Annotated in this window: 38 protein-coding genes and 1 tRNA gene; 37 read left to right on the forward strand and 2 right to left on the reverse strand. The window is 47.3% G+C overall.

The window, feature by feature from the left end; all coding sequences use genetic code 11:
- From tuf to IT291_07725, 35 genes are all read left to right on the forward strand, one after another.
- A partial coding sequence (gene tuf / locus IT291_07555; protein MCC6221078.1) for an elongation factor Tu occupies window positions 1-126 on the forward strand: 126 nt, incomplete at its 5' end.
- Window positions 127-208: 82 nt separating this feature from the next.
- Complete coding sequence (gene rpsJ / locus IT291_07560) at window positions 209-520, forward strand: 30S ribosomal protein S10 (protein MCC6221079.1); 312 nt, start codon at window positions 209-211, stop codon at window positions 518-520.
- Between the two features lie 21 nt (window positions 521-541).
- Window positions 542-1,192 (forward strand): 50S ribosomal protein L3, encoded by a 651-nt coding sequence (gene rplC, locus IT291_07565; protein ID MCC6221080.1) that lies wholly within the window; start codon window positions 542-544, stop codon window positions 1,190-1,192.
- Complete coding sequence (gene rplD, locus IT291_07570) at window positions 1,192-1,863, forward strand: 50S ribosomal protein L4 (GenBank protein ID MCC6221081.1); 672 nt, start codon at window positions 1,192-1,194, stop codon at window positions 1,861-1,863. Before rplC ends, rplD begins: the two co-directional genes overlap by 1 nt.
- On the forward strand, window positions 1,856-2,161 hold the full coding sequence (rplW, locus tag IT291_07575; protein MCC6221082.1) for a 50S ribosomal protein L23: 306 nt from the start codon (window positions 1,856-1,858) through the stop codon (window positions 2,159-2,161). Before rplD ends, rplW begins: the two co-directional genes overlap by 8 nt.
- Entirely contained in the window at window positions 2,161-2,985 is an 825-nt protein-coding gene (gene rplB / locus IT291_07580; GenBank protein ID MCC6221083.1) for a 50S ribosomal protein L2, read from the forward strand. Before rplW ends, rplB begins: the two co-directional genes overlap by 1 nt.
- 63 nt (window positions 2,986-3,048) lie before the next feature.
- Window positions 3,049-3,321 (forward strand): 30S ribosomal protein S19, encoded by a 273-nt coding sequence (gene rpsS / locus IT291_07585; protein ID MCC6221084.1) that lies wholly within the window; start codon window positions 3,049-3,051, stop codon window positions 3,319-3,321.
- Between the two features lie 45 nt (window positions 3,322-3,366).
- Window positions 3,367-3,726, forward strand: a complete 360-nt coding sequence (gene rplV, locus IT291_07590) for a 50S ribosomal protein L22 (GenBank protein ID MCC6221085.1) — start codon at window positions 3,367-3,369, stop codon at window positions 3,724-3,726.
- A gap of 44 nt (window positions 3,727-3,770) precedes the next feature.
- Window positions 3,771-4,460 carry a 30S ribosomal protein S3 gene (gene rpsC, locus IT291_07595; GenBank protein MCC6221086.1) on the forward strand — a complete coding sequence of 230 codons (690 nt, stop codon included), beginning with the start codon at window positions 3,771-3,773 and terminating at the stop codon, window positions 4,458-4,460.
- A gap of 57 nt (window positions 4,461-4,517) precedes the next feature.
- Window positions 4,518-4,937 (forward strand): 50S ribosomal protein L16, encoded by a 420-nt coding sequence (rplP, locus tag IT291_07600; protein MCC6221087.1) that lies wholly within the window; start codon window positions 4,518-4,520, stop codon window positions 4,935-4,937.
- Between the two features lie 77 nt (window positions 4,938-5,014).
- A complete protein-coding gene (gene rpmC, locus IT291_07605; GenBank protein MCC6221088.1) occupies window positions 5,015-5,248 on the forward strand; it encodes a 50S ribosomal protein L29 in 234 nt (77 codons plus the stop codon).
- A gap of 62 nt (window positions 5,249-5,310) precedes the next feature.
- The gene (rpsQ, locus tag IT291_07610; GenBank protein MCC6221089.1) at window positions 5,311-5,568 is read left to right on the forward strand and encodes a 30S ribosomal protein S17; all 258 of its coding nucleotides are present in this window, start codon (window positions 5,311-5,313) and stop codon (window positions 5,566-5,568) included.
- A 12-nt stretch (window positions 5,569-5,580) separates the two neighbouring features.
- Window positions 5,581-5,949, forward strand: a complete 369-nt coding sequence (gene rplN / locus IT291_07615; protein MCC6221090.1) for a 50S ribosomal protein L14 — start codon at window positions 5,581-5,583, stop codon at window positions 5,947-5,949.
- Window positions 5,950-6,003: 54 nt separating this feature from the next.
- Entirely contained in the window at window positions 6,004-6,357 is a 354-nt protein-coding gene (gene rplX, locus IT291_07620) for a 50S ribosomal protein L24 (protein ID MCC6221091.1), read from the forward strand.
- A gap of 12 nt (window positions 6,358-6,369) precedes the next feature.
- The gene (gene rplE, locus IT291_07625; GenBank protein ID MCC6221092.1) at window positions 6,370-6,906 is read left to right on the forward strand and encodes a 50S ribosomal protein L5; all 537 of its coding nucleotides are present in this window, start codon (window positions 6,370-6,372) and stop codon (window positions 6,904-6,906) included.
- A gap of 121 nt (window positions 6,907-7,027) precedes the next feature.
- A complete protein-coding gene (locus IT291_07630) occupies window positions 7,028-7,213 on the forward strand; it encodes a type Z 30S ribosomal protein S14 (protein MCC6221093.1) in 186 nt (61 codons plus the stop codon).
- A gap of 57 nt (window positions 7,214-7,270) precedes the next feature.
- Window positions 7,271-7,669, forward strand: a complete 399-nt coding sequence (gene rpsH, locus IT291_07635) for a 30S ribosomal protein S8 (GenBank protein ID MCC6221094.1) — start codon at window positions 7,271-7,273, stop codon at window positions 7,667-7,669.
- A gap of 18 nt (window positions 7,670-7,687) precedes the next feature.
- Complete coding sequence (gene rplF / locus IT291_07640; protein MCC6221095.1) at window positions 7,688-8,233, forward strand: 50S ribosomal protein L6; 546 nt, start codon at window positions 7,688-7,690, stop codon at window positions 8,231-8,233.
- A gap of 9 nt (window positions 8,234-8,242) precedes the next feature.
- Entirely contained in the window at window positions 8,243-8,605 is a 363-nt protein-coding gene (locus IT291_07645; protein ID MCC6221096.1) for a 50S ribosomal protein L18, read from the forward strand.
- 70 nt (window positions 8,606-8,675) lie between these two features.
- Entirely contained in the window at window positions 8,676-9,230 is a 555-nt protein-coding gene (gene rpsE / locus IT291_07650) for a 30S ribosomal protein S5 (protein MCC6221097.1), read from the forward strand.
- Window positions 9,231-9,245: 15 nt separating this feature from the next.
- The gene (gene rpmD / locus IT291_07655) at window positions 9,246-9,446 is read left to right on the forward strand and encodes a 50S ribosomal protein L30 (protein ID MCC6221098.1); all 201 of its coding nucleotides are present in this window, start codon (window positions 9,246-9,248) and stop codon (window positions 9,444-9,446) included.
- Complete coding sequence (rplO, locus tag IT291_07660) at window positions 9,436-9,909, forward strand: 50S ribosomal protein L15 (protein ID MCC6221099.1); 474 nt, start codon at window positions 9,436-9,438, stop codon at window positions 9,907-9,909. Before rpmD ends, rplO begins: the two co-directional genes overlap by 11 nt.
- Window positions 9,910-9,943: 34 nt before the next feature.
- Window positions 9,944-11,290, forward strand: a complete 1,347-nt coding sequence (gene secY / locus IT291_07665) for a preprotein translocase subunit SecY (protein MCC6221100.1) — start codon at window positions 9,944-9,946, stop codon at window positions 11,288-11,290.
- A gap of 9 nt (window positions 11,291-11,299) precedes the next feature.
- Window positions 11,300-11,875: an adenylate kinase gene (locus IT291_07670; protein MCC6221101.1), complete on the forward strand. Its 576-nt coding sequence runs from the start codon at window positions 11,300-11,302 to the stop codon at window positions 11,873-11,875.
- An 11-nt stretch (window positions 11,876-11,886) separates the two neighbouring features.
- A complete protein-coding gene (gene map, locus IT291_07675) occupies window positions 11,887-12,645 on the forward strand; it encodes a type I methionyl aminopeptidase (GenBank protein MCC6221102.1) in 759 nt (252 codons plus the stop codon).
- A 35-nt stretch (window positions 12,646-12,680) separates the two neighbouring features.
- Window positions 12,681-12,797, forward strand: a complete 117-nt coding sequence (rpmJ, locus tag IT291_07680) for a 50S ribosomal protein L36 (GenBank protein ID MCC6221103.1) — start codon at window positions 12,681-12,683, stop codon at window positions 12,795-12,797.
- A gap of 35 nt (window positions 12,798-12,832) precedes the next feature.
- Complete coding sequence (rpsM, locus tag IT291_07685; protein MCC6221104.1) at window positions 12,833-13,216, forward strand: 30S ribosomal protein S13; 384 nt, start codon at window positions 12,833-12,835, stop codon at window positions 13,214-13,216.
- A gap of 37 nt (window positions 13,217-13,253) precedes the next feature.
- Window positions 13,254-13,655, forward strand: coding sequence for a 30S ribosomal protein S11 (rpsK, locus tag IT291_07690; protein MCC6221105.1), 402 nt, complete (start codon window positions 13,254-13,256; stop codon window positions 13,653-13,655).
- Window positions 13,656-13,719: 64 nt separating this feature from the next.
- A complete protein-coding gene (gene rpsD, locus IT291_07695) occupies window positions 13,720-14,346 on the forward strand; it encodes a 30S ribosomal protein S4 (protein ID MCC6221106.1) in 627 nt (208 codons plus the stop codon).
- A gap of 66 nt (window positions 14,347-14,412) precedes the next feature.
- Entirely contained in the window at window positions 14,413-15,435 is a 1,023-nt protein-coding gene (locus IT291_07700) for a DNA-directed RNA polymerase subunit alpha (protein MCC6221107.1), read from the forward strand.
- 35 nt (window positions 15,436-15,470) lie between these two features.
- The gene (rplQ, locus tag IT291_07705; protein ID MCC6221108.1) at window positions 15,471-16,019 is read left to right on the forward strand and encodes a 50S ribosomal protein L17; all 549 of its coding nucleotides are present in this window, start codon (window positions 15,471-15,473) and stop codon (window positions 16,017-16,019) included.
- On the forward strand, window positions 16,006-16,773 hold the full coding sequence (locus IT291_07710) for an enoyl-ACP reductase (GenBank protein MCC6221109.1): 768 nt from the start codon (window positions 16,006-16,008) through the stop codon (window positions 16,771-16,773). The genes rplQ and IT291_07710 overlap by 14 nt, the downstream gene beginning before the upstream one ends.
- Window positions 16,773-18,062, forward strand: a complete 1,290-nt coding sequence (locus tag IT291_07715; GenBank protein MCC6221110.1) for a 6-phosphofructokinase — start codon at window positions 16,773-16,775, stop codon at window positions 18,060-18,062. The genes IT291_07710 and IT291_07715 overlap by 1 nt, the downstream gene beginning before the upstream one ends.
- A gap of 8 nt (window positions 18,063-18,070) precedes the next feature.
- Window positions 18,071-18,463: a hypothetical protein gene (locus IT291_07720; GenBank protein MCC6221111.1), complete on the forward strand. Its 393-nt coding sequence runs from the start codon at window positions 18,071-18,073 to the stop codon at window positions 18,461-18,463.
- Window positions 18,464-18,494: 31 nt separating this feature from the next.
- A complete protein-coding gene (locus tag IT291_07725; GenBank protein ID MCC6221112.1) occupies window positions 18,495-19,190 on the forward strand; it encodes a CPBP family intramembrane metalloprotease in 696 nt (231 codons plus the stop codon).
- Between the two features lie 85 nt (window positions 19,191-19,275).
- On the opposite strand, the gene pyk is transcribed toward IT291_07725, so the two are convergent.
- Window positions 19,276-20,733, reverse strand: coding sequence for a pyruvate kinase (pyk, locus tag IT291_07730; GenBank protein ID MCC6221113.1), 1,458 nt, complete (start codon window positions 20,731-20,733; stop codon window positions 19,276-19,278).
- A 55-nt stretch (window positions 20,734-20,788) separates the two neighbouring features.
- The gene (locus tag IT291_07735) at window positions 20,789-21,958 is read right to left on the reverse strand and encodes a hypothetical protein (GenBank protein MCC6221114.1); all 1,170 of its coding nucleotides are present in this window, start codon (window positions 21,956-21,958) and stop codon (window positions 20,789-20,791) included.
- A gap of 151 nt (window positions 21,959-22,109) precedes the next feature.
- On the opposite strand from IT291_07735, the gene dprA reads away from it, so the two are divergent.
- Together dprA and IT291_07745 are read left to right on the forward strand one after the other, a co-directional pair.
- On the forward strand, window positions 22,110-23,378 hold the full coding sequence (dprA, locus tag IT291_07740) for a DNA-protecting protein DprA (GenBank protein ID MCC6221115.1): 1,269 nt from the start codon (window positions 22,110-22,112) through the stop codon (window positions 23,376-23,378).
- 46 nt (window positions 23,379-23,424) lie between these two features.
- Window positions 23,425-23,500 (forward strand) — tRNA-His (locus tag IT291_07745).
- Window positions 23,501-23,619: the final 119 nt, after the last annotated feature.

Below are 23,619 nucleotides of genomic sequence, written 5' to 3' on the forward strand. Positions count from 1 at the left end.
GGGGATAATGTTACGGTAACTGTTGACTTGATACAGCCGATAGCTATGGAAAAGGAGCTTCGCTTCGCCATACGCGAAGGAGGTAGAACTGTAGGCGCAGGAGTCGTCGCCGAAATACTTCAGTAAGAATATAGGTACGCGCGAGTTTATAGTTTAAGGGCATGCGTGGACATGCGGCCCTTTTTAGTAATGAGAGTATAACTTCATGATAGGAAGCCAGAGAATACGCATCCGACTTTGTGGATACGATCACCAAGCCTTAGATGCAGCGGTGGGAGAAATTGTAACTGCTGTGCGTCGCACGGGTGGTAAGGTTGCAGGTCCTATTCCTCTTCCTACTCGGGTGGAGAGATTTACTGTAAACCGTTCTCCACATGTCGACAAAAAGGCGAGAGATCAGTTTGAAATTCGTTCACATAAGCGGCTGATCGATATTCTTGAACCCACTCAGCAGACGATCGATGACTTGGGCAAGCTCGAGTTGTCGGCTGGCATTGATGTGGAAATTAAACTTCAATAAGTTAAGCCAACACGGGGCAATATGAAGGCAATATATGGAAAAAAGGTGGGCATGGGCCGGGTTTTTGACAGTGCCGGCGAGGTAGTGCCAGTAACGGTGTTGCAAGTTGCGCCTAATATCGTTCACCAAGTTAAGACTAAAGAAACTGATGGCTACTCTGCAATACAAGTAGGTATTGGAGAGCAAAAGCCTCAGAGGGTCGATCGAGCGCTGAGCGGGCATTTAGCCAAAGCAAAGAAGGGTTTCTCGAAAGACATTAAGGAGATTCGCGTAGACAAGCTAAAGACGCCAGCTGATACTAAGGCTTTCAATGTTGGTGATGAAGTGACAATAGCTGGCATGTTTAACGTAGGGGATCGCGTCGATGTCATGGGCATCACGACTGGTAAGGGGTTTGCCGGTGTGATGAAACGCCATGGTATGGCTGGTGCAAAGCGCACACACGGCACGCATGAGTACTTTCGACACGGCGGTTCTATAGGCTGCCGTAAGTTCCCCGGACGAGTTTTTAAGAATAAGCGCATGCCTGGGCATATGGGCGCTGTGCGCGTTGTTCAGGAGGGGCTTGAGGTAGTTGGGATTAGAGAGAATGACAACGCCTTGTTGTTGAAGGGGTCAGTGCCTGGCACAAAGGGTAGCGTGGTGTTTGTTCAAGAATCGCTTAAAGGATAATGGCAGTGGAAAACAACGAAAACATAGTTATAGATGTCGTTGGTGCCGATGGGGCAAAGGTGGGAAGTAGGAGTGCGTGTGCATATATTTTTGATGCACCGGTTAAGCGCAATTTGTTGCACCAGGTTGTTCGTTGGCATTTGGCAAAAGCGCGTTCAGGAACGCACGCATGCTTGACTCGCGCAGCGGCAAGCGGTGGTGGTGCGAAACCCTGGAAGCAAAAGGGCACTGGGCGTGCGAGAGCAGGCTCTAATACATCGCCACTTTGGGTGGGTGGTGGCATTGCGCATGGACCAAAGCCAAGGAAATACGGGTTTAGGCTTAATAAGCTCGAGAGACAACAGGCACTAAGTGGGGCACTTAGTGCGCGCTTGAGGGAGAACAGACTGCTTTTGTTAAAAGATTTGGAGTTGTCTGAGGCGAAGACTAAAACTGCGCTCAAGGTACTTCGCGCCTTGGGGATCGAAGATGGCGATAAGGTTGCGGTCGTCCTGGATGATAAGGATGCGAATGGCGTGATGGGAAAAAGTTTGCGCAATATTAGGGGGCTAAAAATGTTGACTCCCATGAGTTTAAATGTCTATGACGTCCTTAACTCGCAGTATTTGGTGATACTGGAGAGCGTCATGTCGAGAATAGAGTCGCGATTTGGAGTAGGGCAAGATGTCTAGCGTAAAGAACAATGTTTGCGATATTTTGCGGCGGCCACGCATAACTGAAAAGGCCGCTGGATATGGCGCGGATGGTGGCAGTTTTGTCGTGTTTGACGTTCATTCACAGGCAAATAAGGTTGAGATTAGGGCTGCCGTGGAAAAGATTTTTGGCGTAAAGGTTGCGTCCGTTAGAACCATGAATGCGCAAGGAAAGGTTAAACGAGTTCGCAATAAGATGGGAAGGCGTGCTGGCATAAAGAAGGCTTATGTCAAGTTACAGCCCGGAAGCACTATTAATATAATAGAGGGGTTATAATGGGAATTAAGAAATTCCGGCCCATGACGGCGGGCACGAGATTTAGGCTAGCGTGCGACTTTTCAGAGTTAACTGAAGGAAGTCCAGAGAAGTCGTTATTGCAGAGTAAGCAACGCCTCTCTGCTCGCAATGCTCAGGGGCGAATTACCGTTCGTCGTAGAGGCGGCGGTCACAAGAGGCATTACCGAATTGTTGATTTCAAGCGAAATAAGACTGGGGTTCCTGGCAAGATTGATAGCATACAGTACGATCCTAATCGCACGGCTAGGATAGCTTTGGTAAAGTACGTAGATGGCGAAAAGCGTTACATTATTTGCCCAGAGGGGATTGAAGTTGGTTCTAACGTGGAGTCCTCGCTTACTGCCGATGTAAAACCAGGGAATACCTTGCCGTTAAGTGAGATTCCATTGGGTGAGCAAGTTCATAATATTGAATTGAGGCCTGGTGGTGGTGGTGTGTTGGTTAGAAGCGCTGGAGTTTCAGCGCAACTTATGGCTAAAGATGGCAAGTATGCGCTTCTGCGCCTGCCATCGGGTGAACAACGCCGCGTGTTGTTAACTTGCAAGGCCAGTATAGGGGTTGTTGGCAATGCGTCTCATGCCAACCGCAAGTTGGGGAAGGCAGGGACGAGCCGCTGGATGGGGAGGCGGCCAAAAGTTAGAGGTGTCGCCATGAATCCAGTTGATCATCCACATGGTGGTGGTGAGGGCAAAACATCGGGAGGGCGTCACCCGGTATCGCCATGGGGGCAGCCTACCAAGGGATATAAGACTCGTAACAATAAGGCTACTGATAAGTTTATAGTGAGAAGGCGAAAGAAATAGCTATATTATAGCTGGTGATCGCGCTGTTGATTTGGAAAGGCGAATTTAGAGGGGATTTTAAATATGCCACGTTCGATTAAAAAGGGGCCGTTTGTAGATAAGCACGTTATGAAATGGGTGGCTCGCGTGCAATCTGGTGCCCATCGCGGACCAATTAAAACCTGGTCGCGTCGGTCTACGATTATTCCGGAGATGATAGGAATTACTTTTGCAGTGCATAATGGAAAGAAATTTTTGCCAGTTTTTGTTAGCGAAAATATGGTGGGGCATAAGCTAGGAGAGTTTGCGTCGACCAGAACTTTTCATGCGCATGGCGGAGATAAGACGACAAAGTAAAAGGTTAGCAATGGTTGGGATTGCTCTCATAGGAAAGAGTGCGAGATGAATAGGTCAATAGATGAAGTGGAATGTATATCGAAAGCAACGTTGCGAAATGTGCGCGTCTCGCCGCAAAAATCGCGGTTAGTCGTGGATCTTATTCGCGGGAAGCGGGTACAAGAAGCCCTGGAGAAGCTAAGGTTTTGCGATAAGAAATCAGCACCTCTGGTTAGCAAGTTATTATTGTCGGCTGTTTCTAATGTAGGGGACGATACGTCCGTAAACATAGATGATTTGTACGTTAGGTATGCATGGGTTGATAGCGGTAGAGTTTTAAAGCGATCTATGCCGCGAGCCCAGGGGCGCGCTACCCCTATTCGGAAGCGCCATAGCAGCATTACTGTTATGTTAAGCGAAAAGTAGGAAGATTAGATTGGCGGTCGATAAAATATAAGGAAAACGTTTACATGGGGCAAAAAGTACACCCTAAGGGATTTCGCCTTGGCGTTACAGAGACATGGAATTCTCGTTGGTATAAGAAGCGCGGTTATGCAGATCAGCTTCATCAGGATTTCTTTCTTAGAAATTTCGTAGGCAAGCGTCTTGCTGGGGCGGGTGTGTCTGCCATAGACATTGAGCGCACTGCTAGTAGAGTGAAGATTAGCGTCATGACTGCTCGTCCTGGTTTGGTGATAGGCAAGAAGGGAAAAGACATTGAAGATCTGCGAGTAGAGCTAAAAAGGGTCGTAGGTCGCGATGTTACTATAAATATTAAGGAAGTTCGCAAGCCTGATCTCGATGCCCAACTTATTGCCGAAAACGTTGCCAATCAGTTAGTTCGTCGCGTAGCGTTTAGGCGAGCGATGAAGGACAGCATTCAGCGCGCCATACGAATGGGCGCTAAGGGAATAAAGATTTCTGTGGCTGGCAGGCTAGGGGGATCGGACATAGCGAGGACTGAGTGGATTCGCGAAGGTAGGGTTCCACTGCATACTTTGCGCGCTAAGATTCATTATGGCTTTTCAGAGGCACTTACTACTTATGGAATTATTGGTGTAAAGTGTTGGGTATTTTCTGGAGAGGAAGCTGAAGAGCACGATGTTTTGGAGCAGCGCGGCCAGGGCGCTAATGTGTCTGCGCCGTCGACTGTGGTATAGTCCAGCATTAATTAAGGTGTTATTTTTGTTGTCGTTTGTTAACTAAAAGCTAAGAAAATGCTATCGCCAAAGAAAGTAAAATATCGCAAGCAGATGAAGCAGGTTAATCATCTCAGGGGGAAGGAGACTCGCGGAACGCACTTGAGTTATGGCGACTATGGCTTGATGGCATGCGAATCAGGTTGGGTCAGCAATAGACAAATTGAAGCTGCTCGTGTTGCCTTAACTCGTAGGGTTAAGCGCGGGGGAAAGCTTTGGATTAGAGTTTTTCCGGATAAGCCCCTAACCAAGAAGCCTGCGGAAGTTCGAATGGGTAAAGGAAAGGGCGGTCCAGAAGCTTGGGTAGCGGTAGTCCGCGGCGGTAGGATCATGTACGAAATAACTGGAGTTGAAGAGGAAGCGGCCAGGGAAGCTTTTAAATTGGCTGGTGCGAAGTTGCCAATTCAGACTCGTATGGTTAAGAGGTTGGGTGCCTAAGATTGGGATGGACGGCCTTGCCAATTCTGCGCTTATCGCTGGTGGCTTGGTATTTTTATTTTTTGTGGAGAGTAACAATGAAAGTTAATGAAGAGCTTGCTCAGTTACGGGGCTTAAGCATGGATGAGCTAGTAGAGCGAATTAGTTCATTAAAGGAAGAGCTTATGAGGCTGCGATTTCGCCAGGCTTCTGGGCAGCTCGATAATACTTCTCAGTTGTCGCTTTTAAAGCGCAGGATTGCGCGCGCAATGACTGTGTTGAGACAGGCAGAAGTGGTGCGGCTCGCGGATAGCGTGGAAGCGGCAGTCTAGCTCGAGGGTATAGGAATTTTAGGAGTTAAGCTAATACTATGAATAGTGGTGAGAGCAGCAGCATGAAGAGTCGTGGTCTAAGCAAGGCTAGAGAGGGTTCGGTGGTAAGCAATAAAATGGATAAAACTGTAGTAGTTGCTATCACCGCAAAAGTTAAACACCCCGTTTATGGAAAATACGTCAAGCGCACTAGAAAATATTTCGCTCATGATGTAGATAATGCGTGCCAGATCGGAGATAGAGTTCGAATTACTGAGACCAGGCCATTGAGTAAGAATAAGCGATGGAGAGTTCAGGAAATTCTCGAGAAGGCGGTCTAGGGAGGTGATGTCATGATTCAAGCAGAGACAGTATTGGATGTTGCGGATAATTCGGGAGCCCGAAAAGTGTTGTGCATAAAAGTGTTGGGTGGGGCGCGGCGCAGGTATGCAAGCGTCGGGGATGTCATAGTGGTATCCGTGCAGGAGGCTATACCGAATGGCAAAATTCGCAAAGGCGAAGTGCATAGGGCTGTGGTAGTTCGCACAAACAAGGAGATTGCTCGACCGGATGGTTCTTACATTAGGTTTGATACCAATTCGGCAGTGTTGATAAATAACCAGAAGGAGTTGATAGGCAACCGCATATTTGGGCCGGTAGCGCGAGAGCTTCGAGGTAAGGATTTCATGAAGATAATCTCATTGGCACCCGAAGTGTTGTGAGAAAGGGGTGTTGTGAGAAAGGGTTTAGGATTTATGACGACTAATGCAAAAAAAATGTCTACCAAGTTAAAGAAAGGCGACCTCGTTATGGTTGTTGCCGGAGGCAATTCCACTAAGGAAAAGCAGTTAAAGGGTAGGACGGGGAAAATTTTGCGCTTTCTGCCCAAGAAGGATAGGGTGATTGTTGAGGGTTTAAACATGATTAAGCGCCATAAGAAGGCGCGTGCTGTGAATGAACCTTCTGGAATCCTAGAGAAGGAAGGCTCAATGCACATTTCCAATGTTATGTACTTTAGTGAGGAGTTCAAACGGCCAGTAAGAATTAAGATGAGAACGCTGGATGATGGACGAAAGGTTAGGGGTTTTGTAAATCCCAGCACTCGCCAGTTTGAACAGATCGATGTCTAAGGATGAATTGTTATGAGTAGGTTGCAGGAGAAGTACCAGACAGAAGCCGTTCCAAAGTTGAAGGCTAAGTACGGTTATAAGAATGTTCACCAGATTCCTCGTCTGGAGAAAGTTGTGATTAATATGGGTGTTGGCGAGGCGGTTCAAAATATTAAGGCCATCGAAATGGCAACCGCTGATCTTGCGCTTATATCAGGTCAAAGGCCCGTTATACGTAGAGCGCGCAAGTCAATTGCGAATTTTAAGCTGAGAGAGGGTACTCCAATCGGCGTGTCTGTTACATTGCGCCGGAAGAGGATGTATGAGTTTGCCGACCGGCTGATCAATGTCGTTTTGCCGAGAGTGCGAGATTTTCGCGGGGTGTCCAAGAATTCCTTTGATGGAGCTGGGAACTATAGCTTCGGTTTTTCGGAACAGATTATTTTTCCGGAAATTGACATGGATAAGACGCAAATACGAGGGTTGAATGTAACATTTGTTACTTCGGCGAGGACGGATGAGGAAGGTCGAGAACTTATGGTAAATCTGGGATTCCCCTTCCGGCAATAGAGTAAATGTAAGGGAGTGGTAGCAGTGTTGCCGATAGCTGGAAGCGGCGACGTGCTAATCGAATTTTTTTAGATTAGAAAGTTTCTTGCTTAGAGATAAATTAAAATAAGAGATACAAAATATGGCGAAAAAATCTTTAATCGCAAAGGCGAAGCGCGCTCCGAAGTTTAAGGTTAGAGCATATCATCGCTGTGGCATCTGCGGTAGGCCTCGAGCTTACTATCGGAGATTTAAATTATGCAGACTCTGCTTTAGGCAAAGAGCGTTGCGCGGGGAAATTCCCGGAGTGACAAAGGCGAGTTGGTAGACGTAGCAGTTCGACTGCTCTTGTTAGGGTGGAGATTGAGTTAAAAAGGCTTTATTTATGGTAACTGATCCGATCGCAAATTTATTAACCAACATCAGAAATGCCAGCATGTCCGGTTTGGCACGAACTGTTGTGCCAGCGTCGAATGCTAAAGAGAGGATTTTGCAGCTTCTGCTCGACGAAGGCTATATTGCAGGCTTTAAGAGGGTATCGGATCTTGGTGGTAAGGATAGCATACAAATAGAGTTGCGCTACCTGGGCGGTGGAAAGCCAGTTATTAAGGAGATTAAAAGGATTAGTAGGCCAGGCCGACGCGTATATGTCAAACGCGGCGAAATCCCGGAGGTAAAGGGTGGATTGGGTGTCGTGATTGTATCGACCTCGTCTGGCATTCTTAGCGACAGGGAGGCGAGGAAAGTGGGATTGGGTGGCGAAGTAATTTGCACGGTATTTTAGATATATTGGTTAAGTATAATGTCTCGAATTGGAAAACAAGCTGTTGAATTAGGGGTAGCCAAGGCTCATGTTGTTGGGCAGGTGATTAGCATCGATGGGCCAAAGGGCAAGCTACAGAGAAATGTTCGGCCGGAGATATCGGTAGAGCTAGTAGGTGGGAAGTTGGTTTTTTCGGACGTTGCCAAGACAAACACATCTCGGGCTTATCATGGTTTAGAGCGCGCGCTTGCAAACAACATGGTTCAAGGTGTTACAAAGGGGTTTCAGAAGGAGCTACAGTTAATTGGGGTTGGCTATAAGGCGGAAGTTTCTGGGAACGTTCTAGAATTGGAGCTTGGTTTTTCTCATCCAGTTAAGTTAGAGCTCCCCGCTGGCGTCAAGGGAAGTATTTTAAAAGAGGGAAGGGATATTTTCGTCAAGCTTGAGGGAGTCGATCGACAACAAGTTGGCGAAGTGGCGGCTAGGATTAGGAGAATACGGCCACCTGAGCCATATAAGGGCAAGGGGATTAGGTACAGGGACGAAGTAGTAAAGCTAAAAGCTGGTAAGGCAGGCAAGAAATAGGGAGTTGTCATGAGCAAGAAGGCAGGCGGTCGCTCTAAGACTAAGCGAAGCAAATCATCGGCGATAAAAAAAATTAGGGGCTCCGATGCTCGGCCACGGCTATGTGTTTTTAGAAGCTTGCGTTATACATATGCGCAGCTCATATCGGATGAGTCGGCAAAGGTGATAGTATCGGCGTCTACAAAGTCCATGGCCGACACTGTATCGAAGCGTAGTAGTGTCGACGGTGCTAAAGAATTAGGGCAGAAAATAGCCGAACTGGCGAAGGCCAAAGAAATAAGTAGGATTGTTTTCGATCGCAATGGTTATGTGTATCACGGGCGAGTTGCCGCGGTAGCACAGGGCGCTAGGGAAGGCGGTTTAGATTTTTAGATTTTTTTAAAAGTGTTGACCTTAGTTGTTTAGCTAAGGATTGGAATTATTTATTGAGGGAAGTTCTAAAATGGGTGCGAAATATTCAAGACCGGCACATCGCAAAATTACAGCTTCGCAGTGTGGGGAACTTGAAGATAAGGTGGTTTTCATTAATCGCGTTGCAAAGGTAGTTAAAGGTGGCCGAAGGTTTAGCTTCAGCGCCTTGGTCGTATGCGGAGACGAAAAAGGCCATGTTGGTTATGGTCTGGGGAAAGCCAACGAGGTTCCCGATGCTATTCGCAAGGGTGGTGAAGCGGCTAGGAAAAGCCTCATTAAGGTGCCTTTGGTAGGCAAGACCATACCTCACGAAGTTCTTGGAAAATCTGGTTCAGCTAGAGTTTTGCTAAAACCTGCATCGCCTGGTACTGGGGTAATAGCAGGCAGTGCTTCGCGAAGTGTTTTAGAAAAAGTTGGTGTACATGATATCTTAACTAAGTCGCTACGTTCGCAGAATCCGCATAATGTGTTGGCGGCGGTATTTGATGGATTATTGCAGCTAGAGAGTCCTGAAGAAGTGGCTACGAGGAGAGGTAAGTCTCTCGAATTGGTATCATCTGCTGCTAGAGAAATGGCTAGCACCTAGGGGATGTGAATTAGTATGACTGAAAAGACAGTGATTATCGAGCAAACTGGAAGTATCATACGTCGCAAGCCTGCTCAAGGTAAGACGCTTCGTTCGTTGGGGTTGGGACGAATTGGCATGGTAGTTGAGCATAGGTTGACGCCAGAAATTCGTGGAATGTTGAGAGTGGTCGATCATCTCGTAATGGTCAAGGAGCTTGGAAAGAATGCAGAGTAATATTTGTTCTTTATCTAGTTTGTCTCCCAATCCTGGCTCGCGCAAGCGGCGTAAGAGACTCGGAATTGGCGAGGGATCGGGAAATGGTAAGACATGTGGTAGGGGTGGTAAGGGGCAGACAGCTCGGTCGGGCAGTAGTATACCAGCAGGGTTTGAGGGAGGGCAGATGCCTCTGCATCGACGTCTGCCCAAAACTGGCTTTACGTCTAGGAAGAAGGTAAAAGAGGTAAACGTTTTCGATCTAATATCGCTTAAAGAGCTAGCGGCGATGTCGCCTGGCGGGGGAGAGGTTACTTTGGAGACGCTCGCAGAGGTAGGTTTCCCGCGGAGGCGTGGTCGCAAGGTGAAAATTACTGGTGGATCGCAACTATCTGTGAAGTTTGTCGTCGAGGCACACGCGTTTAGTAAGTCAGCGGCAGCTGAGATCCAAAAAAATGGCGGCGTAGTGCGCGTAGTGCGGTAGGCGTTATATTTTAAGAATTTCCGAGGAAATCTCAATGATAGGGGCATTTCAGGACGCGGCTAAAATACCCGAACTTCGTCGCAGGGTGTTTTTTTCCCTGGCGATGTTGATTGTGTATCGCATTGGAGTATTCGTTCCGACTCCTGGAATTGATGCCGAGCAGCTAAAAAATTTGTTTCAAAGAGCATCTGGCACATTATTTGGTTTGGCCAATATGTTTTCCGGCGGAGCGCTGGAGAATTCTTCAGTTCTGGCCTTGGGGATAGCTCCGTATATAAGCATGTCGATTATCATGCAGCTATTGCAGGCGAGCGTTCCGCGATTGGAGGCACTTTCTAAGGAAGGTGAGCATGGTCGGCGCGTAATAACCACTTACACGCGAATTGGGACAGTGATACTGGCCATGGTTCAAAGCCTCATGATTAGCATTGGTCTCGAAAGTCAAGGCATTGCAGCTCATCCAGGCTGGTCGTTTAGGATCATTACTATGTGCACCTTAACTGCCGGGTCAGCTTTTATAATGTGGCTGGGCGAGCAGATTACCGAGCGGGGAATTGGCAATGGCATAAGTTTGGTTATCTCGGCCGGCATCATAGCTAGAATGCCATCTGTTATGGCGGGCACACTGGCTCTTACACAGACTGGAGAGTTGAATCCGCTTTCTATGTTAGTGCTTTTAATATTTGCATTAGCTACTATTTATTTAATAGTTTATGTAGAACGAGCGCAGCGTCGCATCCCAATTCAGTATCCAAAGCGTGCGCTGGGCGGAAATAGGATGACGCAGGCCACTACACAGCATCTGCCGCTTAAGTTAAATACGGCCGGAGTAATACCACCAATTTTTGCCTCTTCGCTTTTAATTGTTCCAGCGACGATAGCGCAGGTAAGTAATGCAGAGTGGCTTAAAGGAGTGGTTGGCTTTTTAACTCCTGCCACTTTTGGGTATGAGCTGGTTTTTGCTTTATTGATTGTCTTCTTCTGCTATTTTTATACGGCTTTAGTCTTCGATCCGGAAAAAATTGCTGAAAATTTAAAAAAGAATGGCGGTTTTATCCCCACTGTTCGACCCGGCAAGGAAACCTCGGATTTTCTGTATCGCGTTTTAAACCGCCTTACTATTTGGGGAGCTCTTTACGTATGCGTCATCTGTATCGTTCCTACGGTGTTTTACTCTGAAATGGGTGCGCAGTCTTTTACATATTTCTTTGGCGGGACGGCTGTTTTGATCGTGGTGAGCGTTATTTTGGATACGGTTAGTCAGATGCAGTCGCATTTAGTGGCGAGGAACTACGAGGATTTCATGACCAAGAGCCCAGGCAAGATGCGGGCTATGGCAAGAGGTGGCGGGCCTGGGCGTGGTAAATTAATTCAGCGATAAGTATTATTTATGCTGGGACGCAAGCGCTTGATATTATTGGGACCGCCAGGCTCTGGAAAGGGCACGCAGGCTAAACTCATGTCTGAAAGGTATGGTTTGGTTCATATTAGCACGGGAGATATTTTGCGCCTGGCAGTGCAAGAGGGCAGTGCTTTGGGGCGTCGGGTGCAGTCAATCCTGGATGAGGGAGCCTTAGTTCCAGATGACCTGATGATTGAGCTTATCCGTGAACGGATAGACCGACCGGACTGCGAAAAGGGCTACGTGCTGGATGGTTTCCCTAGAACCTTGGGTCAGGCCGAGGCGTTGGAGACTATTTATGAAGATTTAGGCGAAGATGTCCCTAGGGTATTGCTTTTTGACGTGAATTCTGATGTTTTAGCGCAGAGGTTGACTAGCCGTCGTGGCAGAGAAGCGCGGAGTGATGATGCGGAAGCGGTGCAGCTCGAGCGCCTAAGGGTATATCAGCGAGATACGGCGCCATTGGTCAGTTATTACGAGGAGCGTGGATTACTGGATCGAGTCGACGGATGTGGAAATATAGAGGAAGTTAGCGCCAGGATAGCAAGAGTAGTGCATAGTTAGTGAAGTCGATAATGCTAAAATCCAAAGCAGATATCGACGTCATGCGACGCGCAAACATGATTGTTTACGATGTTTTATGCGCGTTGAAAGAAATGGTTCGCGTAGGCATAACGACTGCGGAACTAAACGAAAAGGCCCTAGAGATGACGCTGGCAGCAAGGGCAAAGCCAGCATTTCTCGGCTATCCTGGAGTTGGTGAGGTTAGGCCATTTCCAGCAGTAATCTGTGCTTCCGTAAACGAGTGCATCGTTCATGGTATTCCCAACGATGTTCCCCTCAAAGAGGGCGACGTATTGAGCATCGATTATGGTTGTTGTTACGAGGGGTTTTTCGGGGATTCAGCTGTAACGGTTCCGGTTGGAGAAATTTCGGAAGCTGCAGCGAAGCTGATCTCGGTGACTGCCGAGGCTTTGGAGGATGCGATACTGCAATGTCGCTGCGGCAAGTATGTGGGAGATATTTCCTCTGCTGTGCAGCGCAGGGTCGAGAGCAATGGATTTGGGGTTGTTCGAGAGTTTGTTGGTCACGGAATCGGACGGAAGATGCATGAACCTCCCCATGTCCCAAATTTTGGGAAACGTGGACAGGGCGAGCAGCTTAGAGCTGGTATGGTTTTAGCGATTGAGCCGATGGTGACTGCCGGTTCCTATGAGGTTGAAGTTTTGGAGGATGGCTGGTCAGCGGTGACTAAGGATAGGAGTTTGGCGGCGCACTGGGAGCATTCGATCGCCGTTACAGAAGCTGAGCCAGTAGTTTTAAGTAGGCCATGAATTTGAGGGATTGTTTGTTTTAGGAGGGGTAACTAGTGAAAGTAAGAGCCTCAGTTAAAAAAATGTGTGAGTACTGTCGCGTGGTAAAACGCCGCGGAGTGGTTTTTGTTATTTGTAGCAGGACTGCTAAACACAAGCAGAGACAGGGATAAGAGCTTAATAACCGTAACGAGGGAGTAATAGTGATATGGCGCGTATAGCAGGTGTAGACTTGCCGCGAAATAAGCGTATTGAGGTAGGATTAACCAGCATTGTTGGAATCGGTCGAGCTACTTCAAAAAAAATCTTAGCCGAGGCAGGGATAGACCTAAATACCCGGACGGATGCGCTTTCGGAGGAGCAAGTTGGGCAAATTCGCAAGGTGATAGAAGCGACTTGTCCCGTGGAGGGCGACGTGCGTCGTGAAGTGATGGCTAACATTAAGCGCCTAATGGATCTCGGTGTGTATAGGGGGTTGCGCCATAAGCGCGGTTTGCCTGTAAGAGGTCAACGCACGAAAACAAACGCTAGAACCAGGAAGGGTCCTCGAGGACGCCAGATTACTGGTAAGAAGAAGGCCACTAAGAAGTAGAGTTTATATTTTTAAGGAGCAGTAGAGAGAGCTTTTCATGCAAGAGAAAAAGATAACTACCAAGAAGCGCAAGAGTAAGGCAAAGAAGAGAAATGTGCCGATTGGCGTAGCGCACATTCATGCGACGTTTAACAACACTATAGTTACATTGACCGATCCATCTGGCAATGTCGTAAGTTGGTCAAGCGCTGGTTGCCATGGTTTTAAGGGTTCGAGAAAATCAACTCCGTTTGCAGCGCAGATAACAGCTGCCGCAGCAGCAAAGGCCGCTATTGAGCAGGGAATGCGATCTGCGCAGGTGTTTTTAAAGGGGCCTGGGACAGGGCGGGAATCTGCTCTCAGGGCATTGCAATCAGCGGGTCTTGCCGTTACATCTATTCGCGATGTAACGCCGGTTCCGCACAATGGTTGTAGGCCTCCTAAGCGTCGTCGCGTATAGGGATATAGTGATATAGCGTTAATGTAGGCGAATGAGGATTATTTTTCTGCAATTGAGGTAGCATATGGCTTGTTATACAGGAGCGAGTTGTCGCTTATGTCGTCGAGAGGGGGAGAAGCTTTTCCTTAAGGGAGAGCGATGTTATTCGAATAAATGCGCGATGGAACGCAGAGATTCGCCACCAGGGGTTCATGTCCGTGCGCGTGGTAGATTTTCAGAATTCCGCTTGCAGCTGCGAGAGAAGCAGAAGGTAAAGCGCATGTACGGCTTGTTGGAGAGGCAATTTAGGACTACCTTTGCAAGGGCAGATCGGCTAAAAGGAGTTACCGGTGAAAATTTATTGGGCTTGCTGGAGCGAAGACTAGACAACATAGTCTACCGTGCAGGGTTTGCTTCGTCTCGCCGTGAAGGGCGGCAGTTTATTGCACATGGGCATGTGTTGCTAAATGGTAAGTCGGTCAATATTCCATCTTGTTGTGCTAATGTTGGAGACGTGATCGAAGTTGCCGAGAAGAGCAGGAGCATAGGGCGCGTCAATGAGTCGTTAACTCAGGTGACGAGTCGTCGTGTGCCTGATTGGCTTGAACTCAACAAAGAGAATTACAGAGTTACGGTGAGAACTTTACCGGCGCGCGAGCAGTTGACACATCCAATGAACGAGCAGTTAATCGTAGAATTGTATTCGAAGTAAAGTTCACATTTGTTATTAGTTTGAATTGGTGAATTGGCATAGTGGGGCCGTACGGGTGAAATAATTATGCAACGAAATGTAATTAAAGAGCTGATTAAACCTAGAAGAGTTGAGCTCGATGAATCATCGGCAGATTATGGGAAGTTTGTAATTGAGCCGCTTGAGCGTGGGTATGGCACTACTTTAGGCAATAGCTTGCGCAGAATTCTACTGTCCTCATTGCCAGGAGCGGCGATTACCTCGGCGAGAATCGATGGCGTTAAGCACGAGTTTTCTACTATTCCTGGTTGCATTGAGGACGTTACGGAGATAGTTCTCAATCTCAAGCAAGTCGTAGTGGATATTAAGGATAAAGATCATGCAGAGCTGCGCCTTGAGGTTAGAGGGAAGGGCGATGTTAGGGCGGGTGCAATCGGTGGCGACCCAGCTGTGCGCATTGTCAATCCCGACTTACACATTGCTTCACTTAATGAAGATGGCAGCCTAGTAATTGAGCTCACTGCGCGAGTTGGGCGAGGTTATGTAGTTTCTGAGTTGAACAAAGAAGAGAGTGCACCACTAGGTACTATAGCTTTAGATGCATTGTTTTCCCCGGTTAAGAAGGTGAACTTTGTAGTTTCAGGTGCTCGTGTTGGCCAGAGAACGGATTACGATAAGTTGACCTTGGAAATTTGGACAAACGGAAGCCTATCGGCGGAAGATGCCTTACAGGGTGCGGCTTATATCCTCAGAGATCAGCTAGGGGTATTTGTAGGCACTGAAGATGTAGCGCAGGAGCCAGAAAAGAAGGTGACTGAGGAACACAAGCCTAGGTTTAATGAGAACTTGTTCCGTCGCATTGACGAGCTAGAGTTAAGTGTGCGATCTGCAAATTGTCTAGAGAACTCGGACATCAAGTACATTGGAGAGCTAGTTCAAAGGTCGGAGGCTGAGATGCTAAGGACGAAGAATTTTGGACGAAAATCCCTTAGCGAAATTAAGGAAATTTTGGGTGAAATGAATCTAAATTTAGGCATGAAGCTCGAAGGTTTTCCGGCGCGAGATATGCTAGAAAGAATGACAGAGAGCAGTTCGTCTGCGAGCAATTAGTTTTGAATGTGGTATTAGCTAGTTAGGGTGCTTACGTGAATCATAGGAAATCATATCGAAAGCTTAACAGAAATTCCTCGCATCGGCGCGCGCTTTTGAGGAATCTTGCCACGGGGCTCATTCTTCACAATCGCATCGAGACGACATTGCCGAAGGCGAAGGAGTTAAAGCGAGTTGCCGATAAGCTAGTGACTTTAGGCAAGAAGAATACTCTAAATGCTAGGCGGCAGGCCATGGGATTTTTGATGCCTGTGTCTAGGCACGAGATGGGTAATAAGCAAAAGGAAACTGCGGTGCATAAGTTGTTTACTGAAATTGCGCCTATGTTCTCTGAGCGGAGCGGCGGGTATACACGCGTCATTCGTGGACGCAAGGATCCACGTGGAAAGAGGCTCGATGGACGTAGAGCTGGCGATAACGCAGAGATGGCGGTTATCGAATTTGTGGAAGGTGGAACAGTTATTTCTAAACCTAGTAAACGCACGCGTCGCATTGCGAAGCTCGATACTACTAGTGGAGAGGCAGCAAGCGATGCAAGCATTGGTTCTGTTAGCGGAGTTGATGCCGTAAATGAAACTGCTTGAGGGTAAAAAGGGCTTAATTTTTGGAGTTGCGAATCACCGAAGTATTGCCTGGGGCATAGCTCAGTGTTGTCATGAGCATGGTGCTGAACTTGGCTTTACATATCTAAATGGCGCCTTAGAAAAAAGGGTGCGACCTCTCGCCGAGTCGATTGGTGCCGAGTTAATATTGTCTTGCGACGTCCAAAGCGATGAACAAGTATCGTCTCTTTATTCTCAAGTTAAAGAGGCTTGGGGTAAACTTGACTTTGTCGTTCATTCGGTTGCCTACGCAAATGGAGATGATCTGAAGGGAGACTTTGTCGACACGAGCAGAGCTGGTTTTTCTTTGGCTCTGGACGTTAGTGCTTATTCGTTAATTGCCGTCACGCGCGGAGCCTTGGATTTAATGCCTCAGGGCGGGTCGGTGCTTACGCTTTCTTATTATGGCGCCGAAAAGGTGGTTCCCCAGTACAAGGTTATGGGAATAGCCAAAGCGGCGTTGGAGGCTTGTGTAAGAGAGCTAGCGGTTGAGCTGGGCCCAAAGAATGTTAGAGTGAACGCAATTTCTGCTGGCCCCATTAAGACTTTGGCTGCTTCGGGAATTTCCGACTTTCGGTCGTTGGTGTCGGCATTTGAGGCGCGTGCGCCGCTTGGTCGTATGACTAGTATTGAAGATGTTGGCAAGTCGGCGGTTTATTTGTTGGGCGATCTTTCATCAGCTGTTACGGGTGAAGTTCATTATGTAGATTGTGGATTTAACGTAACAGCAGCGTGATGTCTCAGGAAAAAAAATCAGTTGCAATTTTAGTTGGTGGTGGGCCAGCCCCAGGGATTAATGGGGTAATAAGTGCCGCAGCAATTGAGGCCATAAATCGAGGGCACACCGTCTATGGAGTTCAGCGCGGGTTTCATTACCTTGTAAAAGGCGATTCCAGTTGTCTTCGCGAGCTAACGATTGATGACGTATCTAGCATTGATCGCGATGGAGGTTCTATTTTGGGAACTTCGCGCGAAAATCCGCGTTCTAGCGCAGACGGCGTATCGCAGGTGGTAGAAGCCTTGCGTTCGTTTGGCGTTGGATACTTAGTGACCATTGGCGGCGACGATACTGTAAGTAGTGCAGCGGCAATAGCAGAGGCCGCAAAAAATGAGATTGCTGTTGCGCACGTTCCGAAAACCATCGACAACGATTTGCCTCTTCCCGATAAGGCCAGTACTTTTGGATTCCAGTCTGCCAGGGAGGCGGGAACTGAAATTGTCGAGACTTTGATGGTCGATGCTAAAACCACCGGGCGATGGTATCTAGTCGTTGCGATGGGGCGCAAGGCAGGGCATCTGGCTTTAGGGATAGGTGTCTCTGCTGGGGCTACGTTAACTCTCATTCCAGAGGAATTTGGCTACAAGAAAATTCCCATTGGCTTAATTGCTGACATAATCGTTGGGTCTGCGCTTAAGCGATTAGTGGCAGGTAGGCCGCATGGGGTGGCGGTTCTAGCTGAAGGTTTAGCTGAGCTAATTGATCCAGCTTCGGTGCCAGAGTTTGCAAATGTCGAGCGGGATCCTCATGGCAATATCCGCTTCGCCGAGATTGATCTTGGTGGAGTTTTGCGCAAGTGTATAAAAAGTCGCTTTAAGCAGCTTGGGCTCGATTTAGTAGCGGTGGATAAGAATGTTGGCTACGAGCTTCGCTGTGTTAGACCTATTCCGTTTGACCGAGAATACACTAGGCAGCTTGGGTATGGGGTAATTGATTTTCTCTTGAATGGCGGCAGTGGAGCCATGATTACGCGGCGCTCAAACGAGCTTGCTCCGCTTCCCTTTGGGGATATCATCGATTCCACTACTGGGAAGAGCAGTATTAGACTCGTCGATTTAGAGTCAATCTACTACAAGGTCGCTACGAAATACATGATTCGCCTTACGCGAGAAGATTTGAAGAATAGTATTCTCGTGCGCAAGATGGCGAGTTTGACAACGGTGGATACTGCTGAGCTTTGCAAAATGTTTGAGGCGGCGACTGCGAGTTTTGTCACTTATCCAGCGCAGTTCGATATTCACAAGTAATTTTTGGAATGTCTTTGGATTTTTCTAAAACCAAGTCTGACATTGAGAACCTCTTAAAATTATGCTCCTGTATTGGGAGCCTACCCGAAGGCGTCGATCTCGATAGTCTAGTCCAAGAAGTAGGCGTTTATTTAGATAGCTTAGAAAAATGGCAGGCAGCTTTTGTTGGAGCTGCTCCCTTGGGAGATGGGAGTGCATTTTCTGATGACGAAAGATCAAGCATTCGCGCATTGCTAGCTAAGCTCGATGAAAGTCACAGAATTGTTTTAGCAATTGTCGATCGGCGAAAGGAGCTTGTCGCAGGACAAATGGGCGAGCTTCATCATCGCGGGAAAGCCCTGAAATCGTATTTAGACAAGTACCCTGCAAGGATAACGATTGCTGGGAAGCGCACAGGTTAGCCTGAGTTTTGAGGTGAGGGTCGTTGGACAAATGATTTCTTCCAAGAAAAGACTAGTAGCTGTTCTGCTCCCCGCAATGTTTCTGCCGTTTGTTGCCTCGCTTTACTATTTCGTTTATACCGAAGACGCTTTTGCGCGCGTTCTCTATGTATTGGCTAAGTCGTTTACTGTTCTTTGGCCAATCTTAGCGTTTAGATTTGTTTTGCGAGGTGAGTTGTCGAGATTTTCTTTAGGGGATTTTGATCGGAAAACAATGTCTGAGGGCGTGGCGTTTGGTGCGCTAGTGGTGTTGGGAATGGTCTTGTTGTGGCAAGTGTTTTTTTTTGATTTGGTTAGCCAAGCGACGCCGCGCATAGCCGTTAAGGTAAGGGAGCTAGGAGTTAGCGATTACTACCTCGAGTTTTCGCTATTCTTGTCTTTAGTGCATTCCTTAATTGAAGAGTATTATTGGCGATGGTTTGTCTTTGGTGGACTTCTGAGGGTTACTAGTAGTCCGGTGATGGCACATGTATTTGCGGGAGCTGCGTTTGCGGCGCATCATGTAGTTGTGCTTTCGCGCTATTTCCCTACTTCGTGGGCCTTGGTTTTTGGTTTTATAGTTGGGGCTGGAGGGATATGTTGGAGTATGATGTATTTAAGGCATAAGAGCTTAGTTGGTGCATGGATCTCTCATGCCATGGTAGATTTGGGCATACTTTCAATTGGCGCCTATATACTCGAGGTTTAGTCCCATATGCCAGATGTATCGACACGCAATTGGCCGAAGTAAAAGAAATTGCTAGAAGAAGCCAAAAATTAGCTAGTTTATGTAACTAGCGAGGAATTTCGCGAATTTCCATTAACGACGTCGTCCCCGATTTTTTGGCCCTCAGTCCGGCTGTTACCACAACGCGAGAGCCGGGTTTAAGGCCAAATTGATCTCTTACTGTAATCATAGCTGAAACTACTTCTGCCTCTGTCATGTGTTCCTCGTGGATGGAAAATAGAACTGGATAAACTCCCCAATAGAGCGCCATTCTAGCAAGCACCTTTTTTTCCGACGTTGCGCCAAATAGAGCTTGTTGCGGTCGGTATTTTGCGACTAGTTGTGCAGTATGGCCCGATTGCGTGCATGCTAGAATAGCCGATGCGCCAACCTTGTTTGCAGCACCGCAAGCTGCATAGCAAATGGCATCTGCTACAGTCTCGCGATCGGCGCCTTTTAGGCGAGGTTTATATTCCTCAAATTCGAATCCTGCCTCGACTTCCACCAAAATCTTGTCCAATGTCTCAACGACATGTACTGGGTATTTTCCAACTGCGGTTTCCTCTGAAAGCATGACGGCGTCTGTGCCGTCCTTAACGGCTGTGCAAACATCGCTAACCTCGGCTCTAGTGGGTCGCACCTCGGTGACCATGGATTGAAGCATTTGCGTTGCGGTGATGACGGGTGTTCCGTGATAATTTGCAGTTTCGATAATTAATTTCTGTGCCAATGGAACGCGGGCAAAAGGCAGTTCAAGTCCTAGATCTCCTCGCGCCACCATGACGGCATCGCTAGCTTCTATTATTTCGTTAATATTATCCAGGCTGCTCGCGCGCTCGATTTTGGCAATTATGTGACTACTGCTATTTCTTGACCTTACAATCTCTCGCAGGCGGAGCACGTCGCGCACGTTCGAGACAAAGGAAAGGGCAATGTAATCTGCTTCGTGCTCAGTAGCCCACGCGATATCGCTTAAATCCTTATCTGTGATGCAGGGAAGATTTAACGTCGAATCTGGAACGGCTATTCCGGAACGAGAACGCACTATCCCACCGGCGCATATGCGACAGCGCACGCCCTTTGAAGTTACCTCTTCTGCCTTTAATTCGATTCGTCCGTCGGCAAGAAGAGCTGTTTCTCCGACCTTCATCACCTCGCGTGGGTCGAATGCTTCGACGTATAAAGTTTTGTGATTGCCAGTGCTTCCATCGAAATGTGACAATAAAATATTGTCGTTCTCTTTAAGAATAATTTCTCCACCTTTAACTGCGCCGATTCGGACCTTGGGGCCGCAGAGATCAACCATGACAGCGACGTGTTGCCCTAAATTAGCTGCTTCGTTGCGAACGTGATTTAAAACAGCCTCGTGTTCGGCATAACTACCATGCGAAAAGTTTAGCCTTGCTACGTTCATTCCAGCACCAATTAGTTTTCTAATGACTTCTGCTGAACTCGAGGCTGGGCCAATGGTTACTACGATTTTTGTCTTGCGTTTAGTTGGTATTGAGAATTTATTTGGACTCATTTATGTCTACTTATTAAATTGAAATAGCCGTGATTCTAAAAACACTAATGCAAAACTACTTGCTTTGGATCTTTTCAGACTCGCTTCGCTCGTCTGCTTGGGCCTGTGTGTCGGGGTTTTCTTGTGGTCCTTCTTTGAATTGTGCCAAGAACTTCCCCTGATAAAAGAACTCAAATGTAACATTATCCTTTCGTCGTGCAAAGTTATTGAGGTTATCTTCTTTATTGCCTCCTTCCTGGGCGATTTTCCACTTTCCTCTTATTTCTTTTGCTTGGATGTCGACTACGCCCTCGACGTCAATAGTTGCTGGGAGACGCAAAGCACCGGCATCGTCCTTTAAATATGCTCGTCCATTAGCACTTGTGTTAAAAGGAAAGGAAGGTAAAGGTTTGTTATTGCTTGGCGCGTTTGCCGGTATTTCGATTAGCAGCGCATCGTTTTCAAAACGCGCGAGCCAAGGAGCTCTTTTCTTTTTCTGAACTATCTCCATAGGGGTAAGTTTTGCAGTTTCTTCGGCTGCTATCTGAAACGTGATTTTAATATTATCGGCCGAGCTGTTAGCGGTAGTGTTGATTGTAATTTCGTTTTCCTTTAACTCTCCCATCCATTTGCCGCTTGGAATATCTAGTCGTTCTTCCGCTCTTGCCATTGTCGCCTCGTCTTCGGCCACTTTTTCGGCGCTTGGCTTAGCTAAGATAGACTGTTGTGTTTTGATGAGTTTCTCAATATCAAGTTCCTTGTCTTTATCTGGTTTTGTGAACATGCCTCGAGCGATAAATATTCCGCAGGCAACTATTACTATTACTAAGACGGCAGCAAAAACTAGGATTGGCCAGTCGCTTTTGGGATTTGTGTCTTCCTCGTCGTCTTGCGATTCTTGGCCGCGCTCTCTAAGATGGCGCGCGTTTAAGGTGTGGCTGTCAAAGTTTAGCGGTTTATCAAATGCTTTTTTTAGAATTTCCTCTTCGCGTTTTTTGTCTATTATTTCGCCGTTAGACTTAGCTTCGTTTCCTTCTGTGGCTTCGCTAGGAGAGGTTGAGGCAGTTTCGTTATTTTTAACGTTGCTCTTGTTATGTTCATCGATTTGTATGGGAATATTTATCGGTGCATTTTTAGTTTCGGATGTTTCTTTTGACGCTTTATTGTCTACCTTCGTTTCCTCTTTAGTTTCTGGTTCGTCAAACGAAAGAAGTGAAGATGTGTATAAATCGTCTTTCTTGTCCATATAGCCTTCCCATTTGGAATACTCAGTCTATTTTCATGAATAGTACTCAATAACTTTTCCGATAATAGATGAGCAAGACAAATGTAAAGATTTTAATTAGCCAGCAGAGAATCCACCGTTCTCTCAGCAGACAACTAAAGAAAGCGAGGTTATGAGTAATAAAGTAGCGCGAATTTTGCGAACCCTTAGTGAAATTGGGAAAGAACAATCCTGTAAAACGCTGAGCGAGCGTGCCGTTTGTAGCAACGAAATACTATGTTATTTATTAATTGCCATTGGCAGGACTTCTGGTGCGGGTCGCGTGATGCAATCGAATGCGCTTCGCTTATTTTTAGAGGCGGATTTAGCTCAGCTTGAGGTGCTTTTAAATATGGTGGGAGAGGATGCCTGGGAGTTTGCTAGCAGTGAGCTAGTGGCGGCAAGAAGGCAAAATATTCAATTGCTCACCTTAGCTCATCCGCAGTATCCGCTCCGTTTGCTCAGGACGTATGATCCGCCGCCTGTGCTTTATGTGAGAGGGGTGTTGCCATCGTATATCAATGATGTGGACGACAGCTTGTTTGTTGCAATTGTTGGGTCGAGACAGGCGACGTCTTATGGCCTTCGCACTGCCGAGCGTCTGGCGAGGGATATTGTGAGTGATAGGGCTACTGTTGTGAGTGGATTAGCTTTGGGAATTGATGCGGCTGCTCATGAAGGTGCGTTGAGAGGTGCTATTGCTGCTCGCAGTGGATTTGCTAAAAATGCTTATGTAGGGATTGCGGTTTTGGGTTCTGGGGTATTGCGGGTAGCCCCGTCAACGAACTGTTATTTGTCGCGCAAATTGTTAGACGAGGGCGGTGCTTTGCTGAGTGAGTTTAGCTTGTATGAGCCAGCGAGTCGCTATACTTTTCCGCTTAGAAACCGGATAATAAGTGGGCTTAGCGATGTCGTAATTGTCGTTGAGGCTAATGTTAAGAGTGGAGCTTTGATTACGGCTAGGCTTGCGGCCGAGCAAGGGCGAGAAATTATGTGCGTTGCTGGGCCAATAGATAGTCCGAATAGCAAAGGGGCTAACAAGCTAATTCAGCAGGGGGCATATTTAATAACGTCGGTAGACGACATTTACGACTCTATTCCTAGGTTTAGCCACTTAAAGCCAAGTGTTGCAATTGGCGAGTTTAGGTCGGAAGTGCCAGTTTCTAGCGGTGTGGCTACCGAATTATTGGAGCAGTTACCCCCGTCTTGGAAAAATCTCGCATCGTCATTGTTAAAAACCTTGCATGAATGTAAAATATGTCCTTTTGACAACCTCGTGGAGAAGCTTAGTTGTTCGCCTTCCGATTTAAGGGCTGTCGTTACTGAGCTAGAGCTAAGGAACGCCTTAAGTCTTGAGTTAGGCGATTTGGTTAGCATTGCCGCCGGTAGCATTGACAATTGACGTGACTTAGTGTCACAAACGCTGAGTTCGTTGCGAGCGATTTATGGTGGGTGTAGCTCAGTTGGTAGAGCACCGGGTTGTGGTCCCGGCTGTCGTGGGTTCGAGTCCCATCTCCCACCCCATAACACTTTTGACATTTCAAGAAAGCTCCAAAATTTACCTGAAATGTCATAGGGCGGGTGCCATTATTCTAATGCATCAAAACTGCAACCGGTAGTTGCAGAATTAGCTGGTATTAATA

The organism is Deltaproteobacteria bacterium, assembly GCA_020845775.1.
Classification (GTDB): domain Bacteria; phylum Bdellovibrionota_C; class UBA2361; order SZUA-149; family JADLFC01; genus JADLFC01.